Source organism: Neorhizobium sp. P12A, assembly GCF_008365395.1.
Taxonomy (GTDB): Bacteria; Pseudomonadota; Alphaproteobacteria; order Rhizobiales; family Rhizobiaceae; genus Rhizobium.
This window is the reverse complement of the sequence record NZ_QOVX01000020.1, coordinates 1-16,239: the sequence shown is the minus strand read 5'-3', so window position 1 is coordinate 16,239 and position 16,239 is coordinate 1. Positions and strand designations below refer to the sequence as shown.

18 protein-coding genes and 2 tRNA genes are annotated in these 16,239 nt (G+C 58.0%); 10 read left to right on the top strand and 10 right to left on the bottom strand.

Translation table 11 applies throughout. From position 1 onward, the window contains the following. Position 1: 1 nt before the first annotated feature. From sseA to DTW90_RS30455, 3 genes are read right to left on the bottom strand one after another with little or no spacing between them, the layout of a single operon-like run. Complete coding sequence (gene sseA, locus DTW90_RS30465) at positions 2-871, bottom strand: 3-mercaptopyruvate sulfurtransferase (protein WP_149343284.1); 870 nt, start codon at positions 869-871, stop codon at positions 2-4. Between the two features lie 24 nt (positions 872-895). Further along, positions 896-1,633, bottom strand: a complete 738-nt coding sequence (locus tag DTW90_RS30460; RefSeq protein ID WP_132516537.1) for an alanyl-tRNA editing protein — start codon at positions 1,631-1,633, stop codon at positions 896-898. A 4-nt stretch (positions 1,634-1,637) separates the two neighbouring features. Beyond that, positions 1,638-2,678 carry a cysteine synthase A gene (locus DTW90_RS30455; RefSeq protein WP_149343282.1) on the bottom strand — a complete coding sequence of 347 codons (1,041 nt, stop codon included), beginning with the start codon at positions 2,676-2,678 and terminating at the stop codon, positions 1,638-1,640. Positions 2,679-2,904: 226 nt separating this feature from the next. Between DTW90_RS30455 and DTW90_RS30450 the strand changes: the two genes are divergently transcribed. Further along, the gene (locus DTW90_RS30450) at positions 2,905-3,552 is read left to right on the top strand and encodes a ChrR family anti-sigma-E factor (RefSeq protein ID WP_149343280.1); all 648 of its coding nucleotides are present in this window, start codon (positions 2,905-2,907) and stop codon (positions 3,550-3,552) included. 97 nt (positions 3,553-3,649) lie between these two features. Further along, on the top strand, positions 3,650-4,480 hold the full coding sequence (locus DTW90_RS30445) for an SDR family NAD(P)-dependent oxidoreductase (protein WP_149343278.1): 831 nt from the start codon (positions 3,650-3,652) through the stop codon (positions 4,478-4,480). 18 nt (positions 4,481-4,498) lie between these two features. Here the strand turns inward: DTW90_RS30445 and DTW90_RS30440 are convergent, their stop codons facing one another. Then, positions 4,499-5,950, bottom strand: coding sequence for a deoxyribodipyrimidine photo-lyase (locus DTW90_RS30440; protein WP_149343276.1), 1,452 nt, complete (start codon positions 5,948-5,950; stop codon positions 4,499-4,501). 210 nt (positions 5,951-6,160) lie between these two features. On the opposite strand from DTW90_RS30440, the gene DTW90_RS30435 reads away from it, so the two are divergent. Next, positions 6,161-7,273, top strand: coding sequence for a sn-glycerol-3-phosphate import ATP-binding protein UgpC (locus DTW90_RS30435; RefSeq protein WP_149343274.1), 1,113 nt, complete (start codon positions 6,161-6,163; stop codon positions 7,271-7,273). Between the two features lie 212 nt (positions 7,274-7,485). On the opposite strand, the gene DTW90_RS30430 is transcribed toward DTW90_RS30435, so the two are convergent. From DTW90_RS30430 to DTW90_RS30415, 4 genes are all read right to left on the bottom strand, one after another. Next, the gene (locus DTW90_RS30430; RefSeq protein ID WP_149343272.1) at positions 7,486-8,400 is read right to left on the bottom strand and encodes an ABC transporter permease subunit; all 915 of its coding nucleotides are present in this window, start codon (positions 8,398-8,400) and stop codon (positions 7,486-7,488) included. A 7-nt stretch (positions 8,401-8,407) separates the two neighbouring features. Beyond that, complete coding sequence (locus DTW90_RS30425) at positions 8,408-9,277, bottom strand: sugar ABC transporter permease (protein WP_132518008.1); 870 nt, start codon at positions 9,275-9,277, stop codon at positions 8,408-8,410. A gap of 229 nt (positions 9,278-9,506) precedes the next feature. Continuing rightward, positions 9,507-10,886 carry an extracellular solute-binding protein gene (locus DTW90_RS30420; RefSeq protein WP_132516523.1) on the bottom strand — a complete coding sequence of 460 codons (1,380 nt, stop codon included), beginning with the start codon at positions 10,884-10,886 and terminating at the stop codon, positions 9,507-9,509. Between the two features lie 348 nt (positions 10,887-11,234). After that, positions 11,235-11,540 (bottom strand): hypothetical protein, encoded by a 306-nt coding sequence (locus DTW90_RS30415; protein WP_132518006.1) that lies wholly within the window; start codon positions 11,538-11,540, stop codon positions 11,235-11,237. Positions 11,541-11,658: 118 nt separating this feature from the next. Here DTW90_RS30415 and DTW90_RS30410 point away from each other — a divergent pair. The 6 genes from DTW90_RS30410 to DTW90_RS30390 all read left to right on the top strand — a co-directional run bounded on the left by DTW90_RS30410 (position 11,659) and on the right by DTW90_RS30390 (position 14,280). Then, a tRNA-Asn gene (locus tag DTW90_RS30410) sits at positions 11,659-11,733 on the top strand. 641 nt (positions 11,734-12,374) lie between these two features. Further along, positions 12,375-12,497, top strand: coding sequence for a hypothetical protein (locus DTW90_RS38100; RefSeq protein WP_281407597.1), 123 nt, complete (start codon positions 12,375-12,377; stop codon positions 12,495-12,497). Between the two features lie 322 nt (positions 12,498-12,819). Further along, positions 12,820-13,140: a helix-turn-helix transcriptional regulator gene (locus tag DTW90_RS30405; protein WP_246665116.1), complete on the top strand. Its 321-nt coding sequence runs from the start codon at positions 12,820-12,822 to the stop codon at positions 13,138-13,140. A 2-nt stretch (positions 13,141-13,142) separates the two neighbouring features. Beyond that, positions 13,143-13,403, top strand: coding sequence for a hypothetical protein (locus DTW90_RS30400; RefSeq protein ID WP_149343270.1), 261 nt, complete (start codon positions 13,143-13,145; stop codon positions 13,401-13,403). Between the two features lie 78 nt (positions 13,404-13,481). Further along, positions 13,482-13,871: a DoxX family protein gene (locus DTW90_RS30395; protein ID WP_149343268.1), complete on the top strand. Its 390-nt coding sequence runs from the start codon at positions 13,482-13,484 to the stop codon at positions 13,869-13,871. An 85-nt stretch (positions 13,872-13,956) separates the two neighbouring features. After that, a complete protein-coding gene (locus DTW90_RS30390; RefSeq protein WP_245512553.1) occupies positions 13,957-14,280 on the top strand; it encodes a hypothetical protein in 324 nt (107 codons plus the stop codon). A gap of 78 nt (positions 14,281-14,358) precedes the next feature. On the opposite strand, the gene DTW90_RS30385 is transcribed toward DTW90_RS30390, so the two are convergent. Together DTW90_RS30385 and DTW90_RS37330 are read right to left on the bottom strand one after the other, a co-directional pair. Further along, positions 14,359-14,952, bottom strand: a complete 594-nt coding sequence (locus DTW90_RS30385; protein ID WP_246665115.1) for a J domain-containing protein — start codon at positions 14,950-14,952, stop codon at positions 14,359-14,361. A 753-nt stretch (positions 14,953-15,705) separates the two neighbouring features. Beyond that, on the bottom strand, positions 15,706-15,867 hold the full coding sequence (locus DTW90_RS37330; RefSeq protein ID WP_165927726.1) for a hypothetical protein: 162 nt from the start codon (positions 15,865-15,867) through the stop codon (positions 15,706-15,708). Between the two features lie 193 nt (positions 15,868-16,060). Between DTW90_RS37330 and DTW90_RS30380 the strand changes: the two genes are divergently transcribed. Next, positions 16,061-16,134, top strand: a tRNA-Cys gene (locus DTW90_RS30380). Positions 16,135-16,239: the final 105 nt, after the last annotated feature.

The window sequence follows — 16,239 nt, the reverse complement described above, 5'->3', positions numbered from 1 at the left end:
GTCAGGCTTTGATCGGGGTCGGAGGGCCGGTCACGATGGGGGTATCGGAGCGGCTGCCCCATTCCGACCATGAGCCGTCATAGAGCTTGTTATCCGTATGGCCGAGCGATTCCAGGGCCAGCGTTATGATGGCGGCGGTGATCCCGGAGCCGCAGCTTGTGACCACAGGCTTGGAAAGGTCGATGCCGGCGTCCTCGATCGTTTGCTTCAGTTCGGGAAGCGATTTGAATTTGCCCTGGCTGGAAAAGACGCCCGACGGCAGGCTTCGTGCTCCCGGCATATGGCCGGACCGCATCCCCTCGCGTGGCTCGGGCTCGGTTGCGGCAAAGCGGCCGGCGCTGCGGGCATCCGCGATCTGCATCGCCTCGCTGGTGACGATATCGCGCATCGCCTCCAGCGATACGACCCGATCTGCCGCAAAATGCGAAGTGAATGTCGCCACCTTCGGCTGCTGAACGATCGTCTCAAGGGGACGACCCTCGGCTTTCCAGCCATCCAGGCCGCCGTCGAGCACATAGACGTTCTTTGCGCCCATGACGCAAAACAGCCACCAGATGCGCGGCGAGGCGAACATGCCCGGGCCGTCGTAGACGACGATCGTGTCGGTGTCGGAGATACCGAGCTTTCCGACCTCGCTGGCGAAGTCATCCGGCGACGGCACCATATGCGGCAGGTTGGTGGAATGATCGGCAATCTTGTCGTGATCGAACCTGACGGCGCCTGGAATATGGCCGGCGGCATATTCCGCATCGGCGTCACGTTTTTGCGCGGGCAGGTAGAAGGAAGCATCGAGGATGCGCAGATCAGGCGCTCCAAGGCGCTCCTGCAGCCAATCGGCAGAGACGACGAAGCGGCTCTTGGTCTCGCTCATGATATTCTCTCCCCGTAATTGAAATCAGGCTTCGTCGCCGGGCGTTCCGAAGCGGATGCGGAAGCGCCGGTTCTCCTTGCCCTTCTTTTCGATCTTGGCAATGTAGATGGAACCGACTTCCTGCGTTTCCGAGACATGTGTGCCGCCGCAGGGCTGGCTGTCAATGGAAGAGTTTTCGCCGATGCACACGAGGCTGACGCGCCCGAGGCCCACCGGCGGACGGACATTCTTGGATTTGACGATGTCGGGATTGGCCGCAAGCTCTTCGTCGGTGATCCATTGGACATAGACCGGATAGTTCCCGTTGACGAGGGCCATCAGCTTGGCGGTCACTTCATCCTTGTCGATGATGTCGGTCATGTCGAAATCGATGCGGCTTTCATCCTCTCCGACCGCAGCACCCGTGACCGGATAGGGGCAGACGACGGAGAGCAAGTGGCAGGCCGTATGCATGCGCATCAGCTTGTAACGGCGCGGCCAGTCGATATGCAGAACCAGTTTCTCGCCGACGATCGGCTGCGGCTCGCCTTCGAGCGGCACGTGGATGATGATGTCCTTGACGGGCCCGTGCTTCGTCTGCCCAAGCATGATCCGCGACCCGTCCGCACGCTCGAAGAAGCCGGTATCGCCTGGCTGGCCGCCCGATGCGGCGTAGAAACAGGTCTGATCGAGCTCGATGCCGCCGTCCTCGTGAATGGCCGTCACCACCGCTTCCGCGGTCGAAAGATAGAAGTCGTCACGGTAAAGGGCATTCACGGGCATGAGGTCACGCTACGCTTTCATAGGGAACGGGAATATCGGAGTTCGTCGTCAGCCATTCCGGTACGGGCAGGCCTTTGGACTTCAGGAAATCCGGATTGAAGAGCTTGGACTGATAGCGATTGCCATAGTCGCAGAGGATGGTCACGATCGTATGGCCGGGACCGAGATCTTTGGCGAGGCGTACCGCGCCCGCAATGTTGATCGCAGTCGAACCACCAAGGCAGAGGCCTTCATGCTCGACGAGGTCGAAGACATGGGGCAGGGCTTCGGCATCTGATATCTGATAGGCGAAATCAGGCGTGAAGCCTTCGAGGTTCGCGGTCACGCGCCCCTGGCCGATGCCTTCAGTGATCGAAGAGCCCGACGATTTCAATTCGCCGTTCTTGTAGAATTCGTAGAGTGCGGCACCTTGCGGATCGGCGATGCCGATCTTGATGTCCTTGTTGAATGCCTTGAGGCCCATTGCGACGCCCGCAAGCGTTCCCCCCGAGCCGACAGAGCAGATGAAGCCGTCGATCTTGCCCGATGTATCGGCCCAGATTTCCTTGGCTGTCGTTTCGATATGCGCCTGGCGGTTGGCGACATTGTCGAACTGGTTAGCCCAGATGGCGCCGTTCGGCTCAGTCTTGGCCAGCTGTTCCGCAAGGCGGCCGGAAACCTTCACATAGTTGTTGGGGTTCTTGTAAGGAACGGCCGGCACTTCGACCAGCTCGGCGCCGAGCAGCTTCAGCGCATCTTTCTTTTCCTGGCTCTGGGTTTCGGGAATGACGATGACCGTCCGGTATCCGAGCGCTTTGGCAACCAGGGTAAGCCCGATGCCGGTATTGCCAGCCGTGCCCTCGACGATGACGCCGCCCGGCCGGAGCAAGCCTCTGCGTTCCGCATCGCGAATGATATAAAGCGCGGCACGATCTTTCACCGACTGGCCCGGATTGAGGAACTCCGCCTTGCCGAGGATGGTCGAGCCGGTCGCCTCCGAGGCACCCTTGAGTTTGATCAACGGCGTGTTGCCGATTGCTTCGAGGACGGAGGGGTGGACGCTCATGGGAATCTACCTTCTGTTTCGGCTTACTGTAAGAACGGTCTTTTCCCTTCACAAGGCAGCTATGGCAAGAAATTCTGTTCCCCGGTGCTCGCCGAGGCGGTAAAATTTGCCTTACGCAGAATTGACAGGGCCGCAATCCACCTAGGGTGATCCGGTAATTGACTTTCGTCGTATGATTGACAAAAGACAAATATTGGACGCGTGAGCAGGCGTGACCGGCGGGAACATGGTTCGCAAGCACATCGACACGATTGAAGCCTTGATGGCGCGCTATGTAGCCGGCGCGCTTCCCGAACCTGCTCGCGTACTTGTCGCCGCACATCTGGAAATGAAGCCGGCTAATCGTCTTCTGGTGAGCGGCCTTGATCTCCTCGCAGGGGAGATGCTGGAAAAGAGCGAGCCGGCGCCAATCTCCGAGCGCGATAGGCGGCTCGCCGAGATCTTCCGCTCGTCTCCACCTGAAGCCGTTGCTGACGACAGAGCGCTGCCAGACGATGCGATATTTCCCCCCTCTCTTCGGCGTTTCGTGGGTTTCCGGTCCGAGGGTATTCCCTGGCGCAGACGGTTGCCGGGTTTTCGCGAATATCCGCTTGGGGATATTGACGGCTGCGAAGTCAATCTCATGTGGATCAGGGCCGGCCGCGCCTTGCCGTCCCATACCCACCACGGGACCGAGTTGATCCTGATCCTCGACGGCGCCTTTAACGACCATCGCGGCCGCTTCGGCCCCGGCGACATTTCCGTGGCCGACGAGACGCTCGATCATCGCCCGGTGGCGGAGAAGGATCGCCCGTGCATCGCCTTCTCGGTCATGGACGCACCGATCAAACTGACCGGCTCGCTGACGCGCCTGATCGGCGACATCATCGGCTGAAAGCGGCCACAATCACGTGATATTTCCGTTTGTAACTGCCGGCCAGGAACCTTCCGGCGTCTCTTGGTGTTGATCAAAACCCGCCGAGGAGCAAGCCATGCGTGATTTCATTGCCCGTCCCGAACATGGAGTTGTCTGGATATCAGGAGCAAGCTCCGGAATAGGGCGGGCATTGGCGCTGAAGCTTGCCGAAGAGGGCTACAAGGTCGCGGTGACGGCTCGAAATCATGAGAAGCTGGTGGACCTTCAGGCTGAGGCCGCCGGTCTTTCCGGCAGCATCATCGTCCTCGATGGTGATGTGACGAATGCGAGCGACATGGAGCACACCGTCGCTGCGATCGAGTATCAGCACGGAACGCTTGCAATGGCGATCCTCAACGCCGGCATCAACGTCCCGATCGATGGTGCACACCTCAACCGGGACGATTTCGAACGCAGTTTTGCCGTCAATCTTTCCGGCGTCGTCAACTGTCTGGTCCCAGCCGTGCGGCATATGAGGATGAAGGGGCAGGGGCAGGTCGCCATCGTCTCGTCGGCAACCGCCTTTGCCGGACTGCCGACAAGTGCGGCCTATGGCGCGACAAAGGCAGCTTTGATCAACATGGCTGAGAGCCTGAAGTTCGATCTGGACAAGCTGGGCATTCGCGTCCAGCTCATCACACCAGGCTTCGTCGATACGGAAGCGACCAAAAGCAACCAGTTTCCAATGCCGAACCTGATATCGGCGCAGGTCGCCGCCGATGAGATCGCAGCCGGTTTGAAGTCCTCCGCCTTCGAGATCTCATTCCCGAAGAGCTTCACGTTTAAGCTGAAATTGCTGAGGCTGCTGCCATACGGGCTCTATTTCCATGCCATCAGCCGATTTACGGCCAGGAATAGCACACCGGTAAAGACGCCGCCTCGCACGGCGGCGCATCCGGCCGAATAGGAAGATCGTGCCTATTGCCTATGCTGCGTCTGCAACGGCCTTGTAGGCCGAGAGCGCGCGGTCGCGGGCGACGGCATGATCGACGATCGGGTTCGGGTAATTCTCGCCAAGCACGATACCTGCTTTGTCCAGCGCGGACTGCGGCGCCTCGAAGGGCCGGTGAATATACTTGTCTTCCAGGTTAGCAAGCTCAGGAACGAATTCCCGGACGTAACGCCCGTCGGAATCGAATTTCTCGCCTTGCAGCACCGGATTGAAGATGCGGAAAAAAGGCGAGGCATCGGCGCCGGAGCCGGCTACCCACTGCCAGCTCGCGGCGTTGTTGGCCGGATCGGCATCAACGAGCGTATCGCGGAACCACGCTTCGCCGCGGCGCCAATCGATCAACAGATCCTTTATCAGGAAGGAAGCCGTGATCATCCGCACCCGATTGTGCATCCAGCCATGCGTCCATAGTTGCCGCATCCCGGCATCGACGATCGGATAGCCGGTCTGTCCGCGCCTCCAGGCACTGAAGAGCCGGGAATCGAACCGCCAGGGAAAGCCGTCGAACCGATTGTTCCAGTTGGCGTAGGGCAGGTGCGGAAAGTGGAAGAGAAGGTAATAGGAGAATTCCCGCCAAGCGAGTTCCTTGCGGAAATGCGTGATATTGTTTCGAGGTATCGTCTCCGACAATCCTCGCGTCGCGTGCCATACGCGGGCAGGGGAGATTTCGCCAAGTGCCAGATGCGGGGAAAGCATAGAGGTTGCCGGCTTGGCGGGAAAATCGCGCCCCTGCGTATAGTCTTTCAGCGTCTCCGCGATGAAATCGTCGAGCCGTCTCAACGCGGCATCCTCGCCTGGCTGCCATTGTTCGGAAAAGGATGCAGCCCAGTCTGGCCGGCTCGGCAACAGGCCCCAGCTTGCGAGGGATTCGGATTTCGGCCACGATTTCGGCGTTGAAATCCTGTGCGGTGGTGTGACCGGTTCGTGGGGCTCCTCGGCCTTTTCCAGCGCCCGCCAGAAAGGCGTGTAGACGCGATAGGGCGTACCGCCTCCTGTCAGCAGCCTGGTTGGTTCATGAAGCAGCTGTCCCGCGTAGCTGGAAACGTCGACGCCTGCCTTTCGAAGCTCTTCCTCTATGCGCAGATCGCAGGAAATCCCCGCAGGATCATAACGCCGATTCCAGAGCACGGTATCGGCACCCGTTTCGTCGACCAGCTTCCTTATGGTTGCCAAGGGATCGCCGGTGAGAAATAGCAGGTCGCTGCCGCGGGTTTGGAGGCTTTCACGCAGAGCTGTCAACGAATGGTGCAGCCACCAGCATTGTGCGGCGCCGAGCGGCCCGGTACCGTGGCCATCAGGCTCGCGGATATAAAGCGGAACGACCGGACGTTTCAGGCCGCAAGCATGCTGCAGGGCATGATTGTCGGCGAGCCGCAAGTCCTTTCGGAACCACAAGATAACCGGTTTCTGCGTGGCGTTTGTCAATGCTGCGTGCCTCCCTGATTTTCCTCTCGCGTATGTTACGCAAATACGAGAGAATTGGATCAAAGGTTCCCGGCAATTGCGAATTTCCCGGGATTGAATGCCACAGGGCGCCAAGCGCCCTTGTGCACCGCAATAATGACGGTGCTTGTCACCGTGTTGTAATGGTAGTTCGCTAGCAGTCCTGCGAATTGACGGACAAGGAAGATCATTATGGCAGAGATCCGGATTGAGCAGGTACGCAAGGCATATGGCCGCAACGCGGTGGTCCACGGCGTAGACTTGAATTTTCGGTCGGGCGAATTCGTTGTGATCCTCGGGCCGTCTGGCTGTGGCAAGTCCACCCTCCTGCGCATGATTGCCGGTCTCGAGGATATCACCAGCGGCGAGATCATCATCGACAACAAGGTGGTCAACCAGCTCGAGCCCCGCGACCGTGGCTGCGCCATGGTCTTCCAGAACTACGCGCTTTATCCGCACATGGATGTCGCTGCGAACATGGGCTACGCTCTGAAGGTCGCAGGTGTTCCCAAGGCAGAGCGCGACCGGCGGATCGCCGAAACGGCGCGCATCGTCGGCCTTGAGGAATATCTCACGCGCAAGCCGGCCGAATTGTCCGGCGGCCAGCGCCAGCGCGTCGCCATGGGCCGCGCCATCATCCGAGAGCCGAAAGTGTTTCTGTTCGACGAACCGCTCTCCAACCTCGATGCCAAGTTGCGCGTCCAGATGCGCGTCGAAATCCGCCGCCTGCACAAGCGTCTTTCGGCAACCTCGGTTTTCGTGACGCACGATCAGGTCGAAGCCATGACGCTCGCCGATAAGCTGGTTGTCATGTATAAGGGCAACGTCGAACAGGTCGGCACGCCACTCGAAATCTACAACACGCCGCGCACTCGCTTCGTCGGCTCCTTCATCGGGTCGCCCGCAATGAACTTCCTCGACGGGAAGTTTTCGGCTGATGGCGAGCACTTCATCTTCGACGGCATTCCGATCCCCGTCGACGCATCGCTCGGCAAGCCGCATGCCGGTCAGGCTGTCGCCTTGGGAATTCGCCCGGAGCACGCCCGTATGGTTCCCGTCGGCACGCCCGGCAGCGTTCCGGCGACGGTCGATTTCGTCGAGGAGCTCGGTGCCGGCCGGGTGATCCACTCCGATATCAACGGCTCGAACTTCGCCATTGCGGTCACGGACCATACCTCGGGCGAAATCGGCCAGCCGATCGCGCTGCAACTGCCGTCGCAGCATATCCATCTCTTCTCGAATGAAACTGGCCTCCGCCTCGACCTGGGTCAGGAAACCCAGCGGGTCAAGGAACTGGCCTCTTAAGAATTTTCTGAAAGCACTTTTCTAAGGTTTTAATATTTTATGCGCCGCCGAGGGAAACCTCGGCGGCTTTTTATATTGCGAGCGGGATAGATCTTCACCTTTGGCGGAGGCCAGTCAGGAGTTGTCTTGCCAGAACAGAAAGCAATACGGAAAAAGGAAATGGCGGGCACAGTGCCCGCCATTGGTAAAAAGCTGCACTTCGTGTTTTGTCCTTACTTTTCCGTGGCGACCAGCCCGCGGACGAAGAGTCGCTGGGTCAGAGCGACGACGATCAGCGGCGGTATCATGACGAGGAGCGCGCCAGCCATGGCGACATTCCAGTCCGGGGTGGCATCGGGGCCTGGCACGACGTCGAGCAGGCCGACCGTCGCGACACGCTTGGCCGGGTCGGTGGTGACCAGCAGCGGCCATAGATATTCGTTCCAGGTCTGGACGAACATGATGGTGAACAGCGCCGCGATGTTGGTGCGCGAGAGGGGCAGGATCATGTCCCAAAAGAAGCGCAGAGGCCCAGCGCCATCCATCTTAGCCGCTTCGACCAGCTCGTCCGGCAGGGTCAGGAAGAACTGGCGGTAGAGGAAGGTGCCGGTCGCCGTCGCGACAAGCGGCAGGATCAGGCCGACATAGGAATCGAGCAGGCCGAAATTGAGGCTGATCTGCACGCCCGTCAGCGTGTTCACCAGCCAGGTGATGCCGGTAATGTCGAGCAGGCCCTGATAGGGCGAAAGCACGTTCGCAGCCACCGCGTAGGTCGGCACGATGCGTACTTCCAGGGGCAGCATCAGCGTGACGAAAACCAGCCAGAAGATCAGCATGCGACCGCGATAACCGAAATAGACGATCGAATAGGCGGTGATGGCTGAAACGACCACCTTCCCGATCGCCGTGCCTGCGGCGAAGATGACGCTGTTGGTGATCTTCACGCCGAAATTCCCCCGCGTCCACGCTTCCGCCACGTTGGCAAAAAGATCGTGCCCCGGCCAAAGCGGCATCGGCACCATGTTGACGTCGCGGATATTATGGGTCGCGGCGATCAGCACGATCGCGAACGGAAAGACCGCCAGCAGCAGTCCCAGGAACAAGAGGACTTGGCTGATGATATTGAAGATGGGAGTGCGTTCGATCATCGCTATCTCAATTATAATGTACGCGCCGCTCGATATAGCGGAACTGGAAGAAGGTGATGCCTATGACGATGGCCATCAGAATGATCGATTGCGCCGCCGCACCTGAATAGTCGAGGCCCTTGAAGCCGTCGAAATAGATCTTGTAGACCATGAGATTGGTCGCGCGGTTGGGTCCGCCACCCGTCATGATATCCACGATGCCGAACGAGTCCTGGAAGCTGTCGGTGATGTTGAGCACCAGCAGGAAGAACAGGGTCGGCGTCAGCAGCGGAATCTGGATGTCGAACATGCGCCGCAACGGGCGCGCGCCATCCATGGCGCTGGCTTCGATCAGCGAGCGCGGAATGGCCTGCAGCGCCGCCAGCATAAAAATGAAGTTGTAACCTATATATTTCCAGGAAAAGGCGAAAATGATGGATCCCATCGCCTGGTTGCCATTGAGGGACGGGTCCCATATGCCTGGCCAGATATGGTTGACGAAGGCCAGCACTCCGGCCTCTGGCGCAAGCATGAAGCGGAAGGCGAGGCCGAGCGCCGGGGCGGCGATGGCATATGGCCATACCAGCACCGAGCGGTAGATCTTGCTGCCGGCAAGCTCGCGATCGACAAGAAGCGCCATGGTCAGGCCGATGCCCATCGAAATGCCCGTCGAAAGCCCGGCAAAGACGAAGCTGCGGACGATCGAATCCCAATAGACCGAGTCACTTAAGATCGACTGAAAATTGCTGAACCCCACCCAGTCATTACTGCCGCCGAAGGGGCTTTGCGACGTGAAGGCCCAATAGACCGCCTGGCTGACCGGCCAGTAAAAGAAGGTGAAGACGAGCAGAAGCTGCGGCACGGCAAAGGCAAAGCCCAGCCAATTATTCTTGAATATGGCGCGCTTCTGCGTCGAAGACTTGGCGGCCTTCGCGGGCGCCTTTGCCGTGGTCGGCGCGGTAGAGGCTCCAGCAGAGCCCAAGGACTGGGTATCGACAGCGGTCAAGCGGCACCTCAAACCAAAAAATTGAGAGCAATGGCCTTGATCCACTCAAAACCGAAATGCTCCGTTCAGGAAAACACGGCCGGGGCGAACCCGGCCGTGAGTACGATTTCTAAAGCAGGGATCAGGGGAAAGCCTGGCCCTTGTACGGAGCGGCAGCCTTGGCCAGATCGTCGTTGGAACGCTGGGCAGCTTCGTCGAGTGCCTGCTGAACCGGGGTCTTGCCCGAGAAGATCGCTGCGAAGGCGTTGCCGACTTCGACGCGGATCTGCGGCATTGAGAGGAGACGAATGCCACCGTACTGAGCAGGCTTGCTGTCGTTCAGTGCATGGATGGCGGCTTCACGACCCTTGTAAGGCGCCTTGTCGTAGAAGCCCGACTTTACGAGGTAGTCGTAGCCGGTCTTCGTGACCGGGATATAGCCGGTGTTGGTCGACCAGAACAGCGCCTGCTCAGGCTGGGAGAGCCAGTTCAGGAACGCGGCAGCGCCCTTGTATTCGGCTTCCGACTTGCCCTTCAGAACCCAGATCGAAGCGCCGCCGACGACGGCGTTATGACGCTCGGTACCAGCATAGATCGGGAGAACTGCGGTGCTCCAGTGCATGTCCGGAGCGGCAGTCTTGCCGATGCCGGAGTGCGAAGCGACCGACTCGAATTCCATCTGGCAATGGCCGGCTGCGAAAGCGGCCGTGGTCGATTCGCCAGCCTTGGCGTTCTTCAGGACGACGGTCCCTTCATCGGTCCAAGCCTTCAGGTCGGAGATGAACTTCACGAACTTGGCGGACTTGTTGAAGACCACCTGAGCGTCGAGGCCGTTGTAGCCGTTGTCCTTGGTGGCGACGGGCTCGCCATGGGCGAACAGGAACTGTTCCATGTCCTGCCAGACGGCATCCGACGAGATGTCGAGAGCGATCGGGCAATCATAGCCGGCCTTCTTGAGGGCGACGGCGTCGTCGTGCGCTTCTTCCCAGGTTGCAGGTGCCTTGTCCTTGCCGATCTTGGCGAAGGCGTCCTGGTTCCAGTAGAGCACAGCCGTCGAGGAGTTGAACGGCATGGAATACAGTTCGCCCTTCGAGGTCTGGTAATAGGCGCGAACGGCCGGGAGGTAGTTGTTCCAGTCGATCTTGTAGCCGGCGTCGGTGATCATCTTCTGGGCGGGAACCACGGCGCCCGACAGCAGCATGGTGCCGGTGGTGATTTCGTTTTCCTGGCCGAGGGTCGGCTGCTTGTTTGCGCGGTAAGCAGCGATCAGGTCCTGGAAGTTCTGAGCATAGTCGCCGTGGCTGACGCAGACGATCTGGAAGTCAGACTGGCTCTTGTTGAAATTGGTGCACATCTGCTGAACGGTGTCGGACAGCGGGCCGGTCACACCGTACCAGAATTCAAATTTGGTGGGCTCGGCTGCAGCGGGGAGAGCCATTGCAAGGCTGACAACGCCAGCTGCGACGGCCGCCAGGCCGCGCCGACCGAGCGGCATACGAATATAATTATTGAGTTTGGACATAATCCCTCTTCCTTTTCAAGGTCTAACCGTTGGCCCTGAATAGTCCCGCGGCAGCGGCGTTATAGACAAGCTGTGTGACAGTTTGTTGTGAGGAGAAAACGCCGCGGAAAAGGCTGCTGAAACGCTGAGAAAACGGCAGGAAAAGCCCGGAAATCCGGGATTTCGGTAGCGGGAAGAAAGAACGATCCGTCGGGCAGGGATCCCGGATTGCCTCAGCTGTAACCCGTGGAGGCTAATCCAGAAGAGGTAAATTCACACGGGACAACCGGACCCCCGCGCTGCCGATGTCGGGCCAATGTTTTCTTATCCGCGCAGAAGGCGCATAATGCATTATATATAAAGTGAAGGTCAGGAGGAGGCGGGGCGGCGCTTCCTTGCCCACCAGACGGACAACTGCCGCCGCCAGCGGCGGACGATCGCCAGTTCGTTGGAGAGTATCAGAAAGCCGAGTGGCAGCATCCAGAACCCGAGGATCGGCAGGAAACCAAGTGTCCCACCGAAGAGGAGGGCAAAACCGATGCCAAGGCGGCCAAGCCGCGATTTGGGAAGGCGGATTCGAAAGGAACCCAAAACAAGTTCGCTAGCGGCGTGATCGACACCAAACTTTCGTGCTTTTCCAGGGCTTTCCGGCTTGGTCTTGTTCGCTTCGGTCATCCACAGGAAATGGGGATGCATGTAAATATTGCAAGCGGAATACAATTTTTTGAAAAAACCGCTTGGCAAATCGGGAAAGCATTTGTATTAGCCCACTCACACCGCGGCGACGCGATGTTCCCTGGTAGCTCAGCGGTAGAGCATTCGACTGTTAATCGACAGGTCGCCGGTTCGAATCCGGCCCGGGGAGCCAGTTTTCTCAGCGAAATAGCTGAAAATGAAGGAACCGGTTTTCGATTGAGCCGGTTCCTTTTTCTTTTCCGATAGTCCCTCACACGACGACCAATCGCCGGCCGATGCCACCTTTCGCGCTTTGTACCACAGCCTTCGGTAGCCGATGCGGATTACCGGAACGCACGCTCCGCGGCCGCAATTGCTTCTCCATAAAAACGCCTGTTTTCCATCATCGTCATTGCGTCTCGGTGTCCATGAGGTTGATTGTGCGTATAAGGATAATGTCCGCTGTTCTTGCATTGACGCTCTCAGGAAGCGTCGGGTTTTCTGCTGCTGAGGCTATGCCTCTCCCGGGCGTGGAGATGCCACGTTCACCGCTGCTTCACTCCGTTGATTATACGTGCGGCGATGGCATGCATTTCACCAACCAGGGATGCGTCGTGGACGAGAAGCCAGCGGCGCCGGTCGCAAAGGCAAAGCCTAAGCCACATGTGCAGAAGAAAAAGCCGCATCCGCATCACAAACATCCACCCCAATGAGACAGGGTCGCCACTGAGCGAATGAAGATCCTCATTTCGGCTTGGCAAATGTAACTTGTTCAGCCCAGGGAACCCGACGCGCCGTTCCTCGTTTACCTTCACGTAAGATGGAGGAAAGGTCATGGTCGCTTTGATAGAGGATTGGCTGCAGAAGCTGGGCTTTATAAATGCGGAGAGACTGATGGCGCGCGCGGCTCTGTGCGCCGAGGACAGTGAAACGCTGAAGCGCAACCTGATGAAATGAAGTGATTTCCGCGTCGCCAGCTTCCTCACATGCCGACACTTCAGCGGCCACGGAATGTTCGTTGACATATAGTAAGTTCGCATTATGATATTCCTACCTGATTAGATTGACCTCCGATCAGGGCCGTTTCAACGGCTGTGCAGCCTGGTCGTTTCCCTCGACCGGGCTGTTCTTTTTGAAATTCACCCAGGACAGACGCCAACGACCGCGATTGTACGCACAAAGCGTGCAGCGGAAAACCATTGCGTGGGCGTCCAATTTCGATATCTTGTATCGATATCGAAATTTTTGCCTTCGCGCGAAATTGATACGGTGTATCGAAATGAATTCGACGCAATGCAAAATGGCAAGGGTGGCGTTGGGCTGGGGCATCCGTGACCTTGCACGCCGTGCCAAGGTTGCGCCGGGGACCGTTTCTCGTTTCGAAGCGGGCGAAGAGCTGAAGGAACGCACGATCGACGCCTTGCAGGCCGCGCTTGAAGCTGCGGGTGTTGTTTTCTTCGATGGCGTCTATTCGGGCGACGGCGGTCCGGGCGTTCGTCTCGCGCGGGGTTCAGGCCGCACGAACGAGATGGACGAGTCGGAGCTTATACAGTATCCGGAATTTCTCGAAGGCGACGGCGGACCGGGGAGCGGGGGCTAAACATGGCAAAGAAACCTAAGGTCGAGCATTCCGAACTTTCCGGCGAATTCACGGAAGACGGGGTGACTGTTCTCGTCGACATCTTCAGGCCGGCCGGGACCAACGAAGACTGGCGCATGGAAGTCGTGACGCCAGAAGAGGACCTTGTCGAGTGGGAGGAGCCCTTCGCGACCGACAGGGAGGCCTTTGACGAATTCCTCGCGACGATCGCGCGCGACGGTATCCGGTCGTTTTTCGAAGAGACCGATCCTTCGGTGCATTGAAATGCTTTCCAGGAAAACTGAACGCTGATCTGTTGCCCAAGTCGGGCTAGATCGCGGTCAAATCATCGAGGCAAGAGAATGGCGGGTACGAATACAACTGTCTGGGCAGGGCGCATAGTGTCGGGGATCGTTGTGCTGGCACTGCTAGCCGACGCGGCAGTCGATCTCTTTTCACCCGCAATGATCGAAGCCGAAATGACGGCGACCGGCTTTCCGGCGAATCTGGCGCCGGTTCTGGGTATCATCATTCTCGTTTGCGCCGTCCTGTATGCCATTCCGCGGACGGCGGTGCTGGGCGCCATATTGATCACCGGCTTCCTGGGTGGTGCCATATGCACCCATTTCCGCCTTGGCGAGATGGGCGCGCCACCGCAGATCATCTGCCTCCTTCTCGGAGTGCTGACATGGGCCGGCCTCTATCTTCGCGACCCGAGGCTACGGGCACTGTTGCCGCTCACAACCTCTTGATTACCATTGATTTCCGCGATGGGAGAACTTCATCGCGAAATGCGCTATTATGTGGCCGGATACACGCAAGTCGAAAGATCAAACGATGTTCGGTTCATTGTCACGCGCCCTCATGGCACTTTGCGTTTTAACCACGGTTGCCGGCATCGCCTTTCCGGCGGCGGCAATTTCGCGGATCAATTCGACGACCCGCACCTGCGCTGCGCTTCGCCAGATCATTGACAGTCAAGGCGCGGTCATCGTGCAGCATCCGGGATCGCGGAGTTCGGGAATGCTTTATGACCGCTATGTGAGCGACAGCCGCTTTTGCCAACCGGGCTACGTGGCAACGGACGATTGGGTTCCCGCAAAGGATAGGAACTGCCGTCTTTATAACTGCCAGGTATACGAACCGCCGTTCGACGACTGAGGGCGTACTGCCGAGCGGACATCTTCCGCAATGCCGGCAGTTGTCGTTCTCGAAGGTAGGCTTTTTAGCGCCGATGATTCATTCGGCTGCTTTGGCCTGACCGCTTTCGATTTCGTAGCCATAGCCTTCGAGCATCTCGTAGGCCCGCTCGATTGCCTCCACATGCTTGCCGGCTTTCTCGATTGCTTCGGTTATTGAAGTGACGCGTGTTCTAAGCATGCTCCCGAGCACGTCGGCCATTGGGCGGCTACTGATGCGATCGAGGTGATTGCGAATTCGGCCGCGATGCCGTTCCAGTTCGAAAACATGGAATCGGGCTTGGACGACCTCATCGGTGAGCTTCCGGCGCATCAGCGCAACCGGGTCGAAGCTGCCGGGTTCGCGTTCGTCGAGCACCATGTCGTTGATGACCTTTTCAAGGATCAGCAATCCTTCCAGATCCTTGACCTCGGCGAGCTGCGGATCGTAGCCGGTCTCGTCGTAGACCTTGCGCCGTATCGGATCCTTCAGCAGTTCGTAGGCGCACTTCACCTGAGCGAACGAATCGACGTCGCCACCCGAATCCGGATGGGCGCTCTTGGCAAGCCGGCGATAGGCGGCCTTGATCTCGGTATCGCCTGCCTCGCGCGGAATGCCAAGCAATTCATAAGGCTCAATCACACTTTCACCCATCATTACGATCCCGGCACGTCTGTCCTTATATCGCCAGCCAGCTTGGGCCTCAATTCGGCATAATTCCGATCGGCCAATTCGAAGTAGACATTTTTCGACACTGCGTTGATCGATCGTCGAATTGGCGTTCGCAGCGGCATTGTTTGTGCCGCGAACTTGCGTCGTTTTGGTGGCTCGCAATAGCGGCCCTTTCAAATTTAGCAAGCGTTATCGTCACCGCGAATCGTCGAATAAAATCTATCCATTTGAAATAAAACACTATTTCTGTCTGAGTGGGCGAGGGCGCAATCCTGATGGATTGAACCGTCGATAAAATGCGATCTGCGATTGATGAAGGAACAGGTGCTTATCCACAGGGCACCTGCTCAATCTGAAACAACTCGCCTCGATATGGAACGGATGCCGGGCGCTTTTATCGCCTTTCCCAGGGTGTCGCACCTTTCTCTTTACCGTGCGCTAACCGTTAACGGGAGATTACCGCGAAGATCTGCATTCGATTGATAGAAGAAGCCACTTCCATTCAACTGGAGGCGCTGATGACGACTCGGATGAAATATATCCTTGCCGCCATCGCGATATCCGTCGCGATGTGGGCAGGGATCATCCTCGGAACGGTAATGTTCTGGAGATTTTTACATTTGTTTTTTACAGGAAGTTTTTAGCTGGCTAATCGCTTCATCTTTCGAAACGGACGGGATTATCAAAATCATCTCGTCCGTTTTTGACTCCCTGAATGACGATCGAAACCGCCCCTCATTGGCCGCCGAATCGCTGTTGAAGCTCGGATTGGACCGCCATGATCGCGGTCTGCAGTTCCGCAAGCGCCCGTATGGATTCTGGCGTTGGGCCTTCGTCCTGCATCCGGCGGATCAATTTGGCCCGGGTCTCGGTGAATTCGCGCAGCAGTTCGTGCATCTCGCATCTCCTTTTTGTAAGCTCGGAAAAACAACCCCGGACGGATAGGTGTTGTTCCGAAAAGAAGAAGGGGACTAAATGCAGACAGGGCGATACCGTTCGAAAATCAAGCAAGGTGTTTTTTAAAAATGCCCTTGCGGTTTCCTTGGGATCATTCTAAATGCGCCTCCAGCTTGATCATACAAGCCTGAGAGGCCTCGTGGCGGAGTGGTGACGCAGAGGACTGCAAATCCTTGTACCCCGGTTCAATTCCGGGCGAGGCCTCCAATATTTCCAAACCCACTCCATAAGTTGTTGTTTAAGCTTCATTATTTGTTAGGTGTGGCAGTTTGGACTTGAACCGTTCCGCCACACCAAAATCCGGTGTGGCAG